Genomic DNA, 6,398 nt, shown 5'->3' on the forward strand with positions numbered 1-6,398 from the left:
TTGTGACAGGAGGAAAAATTATGAGTTCGTTAGATAAAACGATGCATTTTGACTTTAATCAAAATAAAGGCAAAAATGTTTATGATACCTTACAAGATGTATACAATGCGCTTGAAGAAAAGGGCTACAATCCAACTAATCAAATCGTAGGTTATTTGCTTTCCGGAGACCCTGCATATATTCCACGACACAATGATGCTCGTAATTTAATACTTAAGCATGAACGTGATGAGATTATTGAAGAACTTGTAAAAAGTTATCTCGGCAAAAATAAATAATGCGTTTGATAGGTTTAGATGTTGGTAGCAAAACAATAGGTGTTGCCATTAGCGATGAATTAGGGATTAGTGCGCAAAAATTAGAGACTATTGCTATTGATGAAACTCGCCATAATTTTGGGATGCGCTCACTGAAAAAAATTGTAAGAGAATATAATCCAGAAGCTTTTGTTTTGGGATTGCCCAAAAATATGGATGGTAGTTCGGGAGTAGCTGTTGAGCGTAGTAAGGCGATGGGAGAGCGCCTAAAAGCTAAATTTGGCTTACCCATTTACTATTGTGATGAACGCTTAACTACCATTGAATCAAAACGAGTTTTGGTAGAAGAAGCTGGAGTTCACGATCGTAAAAAGCGCAAAGAAGTAATCGATCAAATGGCTGCTGTACTAATTTTACAGACCTATTTGGATTTGAACCGAAAGGATTAATATGATAGAGCAAGTTTATAATGACAATGTAGATAATCAAATTACATTAGTCGATGAAGATGGTAATGAAGAATTGTACGAAATTTTATTTACCTTCCACTCAGATGATTATGATAAGTCATATGTTTTGCTTTATCCTGCTGCTGTAGGTGAAGATGAAGAAATTGAAGTTCAAGCTTTCAGTTACGATGCAGATGATGCAGGTGAAGTTATTAGCAGTGATTTGCATGATATTACTACTGACGAAGAGTGGGAAATGGTTGATGGGGTTTTGAGAACCTTCTTAGACGACGACCGCTTGAGTGGTGAATAAAATTTAATAGTACAAAGAAAAGCAGAGATAGTACAAGGAGATTGCATCTGATGGCGATTGGTTGTTGCTATGATCTGCTTTTTCTATTTGTAAACTTGGCGATAAGGAAGATGACATGAATAGCAAAATTTTAAAAATTCTTGAATTTGAACGAATTACCGCTCGCTTAGCTAATTTAACAATTACTAACCCAGCCAAGGAAATGGCTAATAATTTGCGTCCGAGTGACAACTACCAGGAAATTGCAAAAAATTTGCGACAAACTTTGGCTCTTGCTGATATCTTAAGAATTAAGGGGCAATTGCCACTGACAGATTTTAATTCTGTAGCAACAAGCATGAAACGGTTGAAAGTTAAAGCAAATTTGAATGCTCAGGAACTAGGCAATATCCTATTGGTTTTAACCTTGGCAAAAGAAATCAATGCTTTTGTTGAGGGCTTAGATGAAAAAATTAAACTAGATGCAATTTTAGAATTACTTGATGAACTTGATGTTCCGGAAGAGTTTTATCGGGTTTTAAAGAATGCTTTAGATATTGATGGCACAATATTAGATAGCGCCTCAAGTGAATTGGCTAGATTACGGCATGATTTACGTAGTAACGAGACTGAAATTAAAACCAGAATGGACGGCTATGTAAAAGGACGTAGTAATAAATATTTATCTGAAGCAATTGTTACTATAAGAGATGGACGTTACGTTATTCCCGTTAAGCAAGAATATCGGGCAAAATTTGGTGGAATAGTTCATGATCAAAGTGCTAGTGGTCAAACCTTGTTCATTGAGCCAGAGGGCGTACTTAATTTAAATAGTCGACAACAAAATTTGCTTGCTCAAGAAAGACAAGAAATTCAAAGGATTTTACGAGAACTATCTAATTTGGCTCGTGAGGAAATTCCAACTATTTCAACAATTTCTGAAGTATTGGCAGAGTTAGACTTTATTCAAGCTAAAGCGAAATTAGCCACCGAATTGAAAGCGACAGAACCCAAATTGACTCAAGATCAATCATTGAAATTATTAAAAGCGCGTCATCCATTGATTGATCTGACTAGAGTGGTTCCTAACGACATATATTTAGGGGCTGAGTTTGATACCATGTTGATCACAGGTCCTAATACGGGTGGTAAGACCATCACGCTTAAAACTGCAGGATTATTACAATTGATGGCACAATCCGGATTATTCATTCCTGCTGAAGAGGGAAGTCAAGTGGGAGTTTTCAAGGAGATTTTTGCTGATATAGGTGATGAACAGTCAATTGAACAATCTTTGAGTACTTTTTCTTCTCATATCAATGATATTGTTGATATTATGAAAAACTCTCATCAAGATACGCTAGTATTGATTGATGAAATTGGGGCAGGAACTGATCCTGAAGAGGGTGCCAGTTTAGCAATTAGTATATTAGACTTTTTGCGTCAACGTAAGGCTAAGATAATGGTGACAACCCACTACCCAGAATTGAAGTTGTATGGTTACAATCGTGAAAGAACTACCAATGCTTCTATGGAATTCGATATTAAAACATTGTCGCCAACTTACCGGTTGCAGATTGGTATTCCGGGACATAGTAATGCTTTCGCAATTGCTCGTCGCTTGGGGATGAGAGAAGACGTCGTAAAAAATGCCGAAGGTTTGATGAAAGATGTTGATTCAGACATCAATCAAATGATTGCAACACTGAATGATCAAACTAAAAAAGCCACTGAAGCTCGAATTCAATTACAAACTAGTCTGGCTAGAAGTCGTAATTTAGAGAAAAAATTACAAGATGCACTCGATATTTATAATCAACGTGTACAAAAACAATTAGAATTTGCCCAAGAAAGAGCTAATGAAGTTGTTGCCAAAAAACGGAAGAAAGCGGAAGAAATTATTAAAGAGCTTGAAGAACAGCGAAAGAATGGCGCTTTAATTAAACAAAATAAGCTGATTGATGCAAAGGGCGAATTTAATAAGCTTGAACAGCAAGCTACTAATTTGGCTAATAATAGAGTTCTACAACGTGAAAAACGGCGTCATCATGTAAATGTTGGTGATCAGGTCAAAGTTCTTTCATATGGCCAGACAGGAGTAATTACTAAGAAATTAACTGATCATGATTATGAAGTTCAGATTGGTATAATTAAAGTCAAGGTGACTGATCGTGATATTGAACGAATTGAAACTGCTAAAACCGGTAAGCAAGTTGCTAAGAAGGTTCGCGCAACCAGTTCCCTAAGAAGAAGCAATGCTCATAGTGAATTAGATTTGCGTGGGGAACGCTACGATGATGCGATGACTGATCTTGACCGCTATATCGATTCAGTGCTGCTAGCTGGATTAGATACTGTAACAATTATCCATGGTATAGGAACTGGTGCGATTCGCAAAGGTGTTTGGAATTATTTGCGAAGTAGCCACCATGTTAAGAGCTTTAATTATGCACCAGCAAATGAAGGTGGAAATGGTGCAACGATTGTGCGTTTGAAATAGTGAGCATCTAACTTGTAAAAAGTAAGCATCTTTGATATATTATTCGTAAATAATGGAACTGATAAAGGAGAATGAATATGGTAGACGCAATTACTGATCAAAACTTTGAAGAAGAAACTAGCAATGGTGTAGTTTTAACTGATTTTTGGGCAACTTGGTGTGGTCCTTGCAAAATGCAATCACCTGTAATCGATCAATTAGCAGAAGAACGACAAGATGTTAAGTTCACTAAGATGGATGTAGATCAAAACCAAGAGACCCCAAAGGAACTGGGCATTATGGCTATTCCAACACTTATTATCAAAAAAGATGGTAAGATTGTTGATCGTTTGACTGGCTACACTCCAAAAGCTAAGCTAAGTCAAATTTTAGACCAATACACTGACTAAAAATCAATTTAAAGTTGGATAGAATTTATACATTCAAAAGAGCGCTGAACATTAATTCAATGTCATTAAGTTAAGACATTGACATAATTGATCTTAGCTTTTCAAGGCATTTATCGAATCTTTTTTATTCGGTAAATGTCTTTTTTGCTAGCACAAATAAGCTGTCTAACGATAGCGCATTTAATTATCTTAAGCAGCCAAGCGATATGGAAAAGAAACTACTAATTTCGCTTTTAAATTTCGTTGATCTTTTCTGCCTAATCTAATCGGAGTTAGATAGGCAATCATATTTAACAACAAGTGAGTGAAATTTAGATCTGAAAAATCGTTTGAGCTAAAGTATTGTCGCCAGATACAACATGCCGTTTTAAAGTCGATTTGGCATTTATATTTTCTTTCAGTATTTTGCCTTGGTACGAATAACGTACTGATAGCGTCTAAGATGATTGCAGTTTTCAATCGAATTAAAGCTGTAACATTGTAATAGCAGCTTCACGTTCATTCATTTTTTGTCGCGACTAAAAAAACATGTCTAAATACAACTTGTTCAGAACATCATATAAGGTATTTACATGAATCTGACCATATTTGCCTTGCATGCCGTTTTCTGATTGAGGATTAAAGGGCTGATTAAAATCAGAGCCGTCTATTGCCACGACTCGATACTGCCTGTCCAAAAGCTGAGGCACTCATTCTAAAATTAATATCCGGAAAAGCTTTAAATAATTCAGTATTTAAGCTGCCGGCTCCTATGTTAAGAATCAACTTAATCAAGTCGATGGCGTTAAGCTTGCGGCAGCGAGTAAAAGCCTGATCTGGAAAAGTGAATTTATGGATGTTAGCAGCGATTCGGTTGATAATCTGATCCATCAGTTTTAAAATGTTTAAGTGAGGGGATTTCATGAGAGCCACAACCTTTCTATGAAAGACCTGCTAAGATACACAAAGGTGAGCAGATGGTCTATCTATATCTGCCACCTTTTATTTTTATTGTAGAAAGAAAAAGAACCGAATCCAAATGATTCGGTTCCAAAAGCGTTGAATTTGTCATAATGACATTGAGTATTAATTCAGCGCTCTTTTTGCTTAGTAAATGGGATAATAGGTGGCATCAAGCTTCTTGCAGAGAATCGTTTTTCGCTTCTGCGATGAATTGCTTTAACTCACCATCAGAGAAGTATTCGCCGTATTGCTTTTTAGCTGCATTAAAGATAATCCTATCATCTGTAGATATTTCCATCATTGCGATAATCAACCTCTTGATACCTGCACGACGTTCAGCTTCTTTACCGATTTTTTCGCCAATCTCTTTGCCTCTCTTTTCTCCGACCTTCTCGCCATCTTCCCGACCACTAATTCTGGCATCCATGATCTTCATTTCGTAGTCCATGATATCTGATCTCCTGTCTTGATTAAGTTCCTTGATTCGTTTCTGAACCCAAATGAAGTGTTCATTTAGACTGACTTCTTCATTATTCATCAACTTCGCTAGTTCTTTAAGTTCTTCACTTTCACCAGTAAAGTCGCCTTTTGAGTTAATGATAACCTTAGTAGCCCCGCCATTCAACTCTAACGCATGGTCTTTCGTATCAATCGTTTTGAAGAAATGAACTGCGCGATTATCAACTCTTGAAAAAGCTTCAGACGGATCAAACGAACACAAGAGGATAATGAAAGTATCAGGCAGTTCAGAGTAATCGTGACCTGGCTTTAACACCTTGGCACCATCGATCGTTGATTGGTAATATCTCAAACGATGACCAAGATACTTGCTTGGTGAAGTCTGCATCTCAATATCAAAGATGCGACCATCTTTATCGACTACTTTGATATCAAGTCTGATATCCTTAGACTACCGCTGATCATTGCCTAGCGCATCTTGCTTGTTAAACTCAACGATCTCCTTGATTTCCAAAAAGGGCAGAATGATCTTAAGAACATACAAGCAAAACTCTTCGTTTTCCATGACCCAACCAAAGATCTTATCTTCGGTAAAGCCGAATTCCTTTGGGACTTCATAATCCATGAAGTTGCCTCCTCGTAATTATAGATTTGAGAGCAAAAATAACCCCCTAATATATAAATACGCAAAAAACCGAAAAATTTATTTATTATTTTTAGAAAATTGAAGAAAAATAATTATTTTTTGTTATAGTAGAGATAAGCGTGAATGAAAGTAATGAAAAACGGTGATGTCGGTTTTTCAAAGGGTTGATATTTCAAGGATCTTTTAGTGTTCCCCACGAGTGTGGGGGTGATCCTGGATATAAAGTTACCTATGATCAATTGTTGGAGTGTTCCCCACGAATGTGGGGGGTGATTCTTTAAGGATTTATGCAGTTTAAGGACTGTGTTAGTGTTCCCCACGTAGGTGGGGTGACAAGACTTAAAATGAATAATTTCCCCGAAAAGCGGACTAACGGTTAATGAGCAATGTCATTAAGTTAAGCACTTGACGAATTATTCAACTCAAGAATCGAATCATTTTGATTCGGTTCTTTTTCAATTTAA

General features: G+C 36.6%; 8 protein-coding genes. 5 read left to right on the forward strand and 3 right to left on the reverse strand.

The window, feature by feature from the left end; genetic code table 11:
- Positions 1-20: 20 nt before the first annotated feature.
- The 5 genes from BN52_RS09505 (at position 21) to trxA (ending at position 3,887) form a co-directional block, all read left to right on the forward strand.
- Positions 21-278 carry an IreB family regulatory phosphoprotein gene (locus tag BN52_RS09505; protein ID WP_008474354.1) on the forward strand — a complete coding sequence of 86 codons (258 nt, stop codon included), beginning with the start codon at positions 21-23 and terminating at the stop codon, positions 276-278.
- Positions 278-706, forward strand: coding sequence for a Holliday junction resolvase RuvX (gene ruvX, locus BN52_RS09510; protein ID WP_008474355.1), 429 nt, complete (start codon positions 278-280; stop codon positions 704-706). The genes BN52_RS09505 and ruvX overlap by 1 nt, the downstream gene beginning before the upstream one ends.
- A 1-nt stretch (position 707) precedes the next feature.
- Positions 708-1,019, forward strand: a complete 312-nt coding sequence (locus tag BN52_RS09515) for a DUF1292 domain-containing protein (protein ID WP_008474356.1) — start codon at positions 708-710, stop codon at positions 1,017-1,019.
- Positions 1,020-1,134: 115 nt separating this feature from the next.
- A complete protein-coding gene (locus BN52_RS09520) occupies positions 1,135-3,498 on the forward strand; it encodes an endonuclease MutS2 (RefSeq protein WP_008474357.1) in 2,364 nt (787 codons plus the stop codon).
- Between the two features lie 77 nt (positions 3,499-3,575).
- Complete coding sequence (gene trxA, locus BN52_RS09525) at positions 3,576-3,887, forward strand: thioredoxin (protein WP_008474358.1); 312 nt, start codon at positions 3,576-3,578, stop codon at positions 3,885-3,887.
- Between the two features lie 636 nt (positions 3,888-4,523).
- Here the strand turns inward: trxA and BN52_RS09530 are convergent.
- The 3 genes from BN52_RS09530 to BN52_RS10515 form a co-directional block, all read right to left on the reverse strand.
- Positions 4,524-4,790 (reverse strand): hypothetical protein, encoded by a 267-nt coding sequence (locus BN52_RS09530; protein ID WP_008474362.1) that lies wholly within the window; start codon positions 4,788-4,790, stop codon positions 4,524-4,526.
- Between the two features lie 208 nt (positions 4,791-4,998).
- The gene (locus BN52_RS09535) at positions 4,999-5,730 is read right to left on the reverse strand and encodes an Rpn family recombination-promoting nuclease/putative transposase (RefSeq protein WP_277812862.1); all 732 of its coding nucleotides are present in this window, start codon (positions 5,728-5,730) and stop codon (positions 4,999-5,001) included.
- 9 nt (positions 5,731-5,739) lie between these two features.
- A complete protein-coding gene (locus BN52_RS10515) occupies positions 5,740-5,913 on the reverse strand; it encodes a hypothetical protein (protein ID WP_008474364.1) in 174 nt (57 codons plus the stop codon).
- Between the last annotated feature and the right edge of the window lie 485 nt (positions 5,914-6,398).

Origin of the sequence: Lactobacillus gigeriorum DSM 23908 = CRBIP 24.85 (assembly GCF_000296855.1) — a bacterium.
Lineage (GTDB): Bacteria > Bacillota > Bacilli > Lactobacillales > Lactobacillaceae > Lactobacillus > Lactobacillus gigeriorum.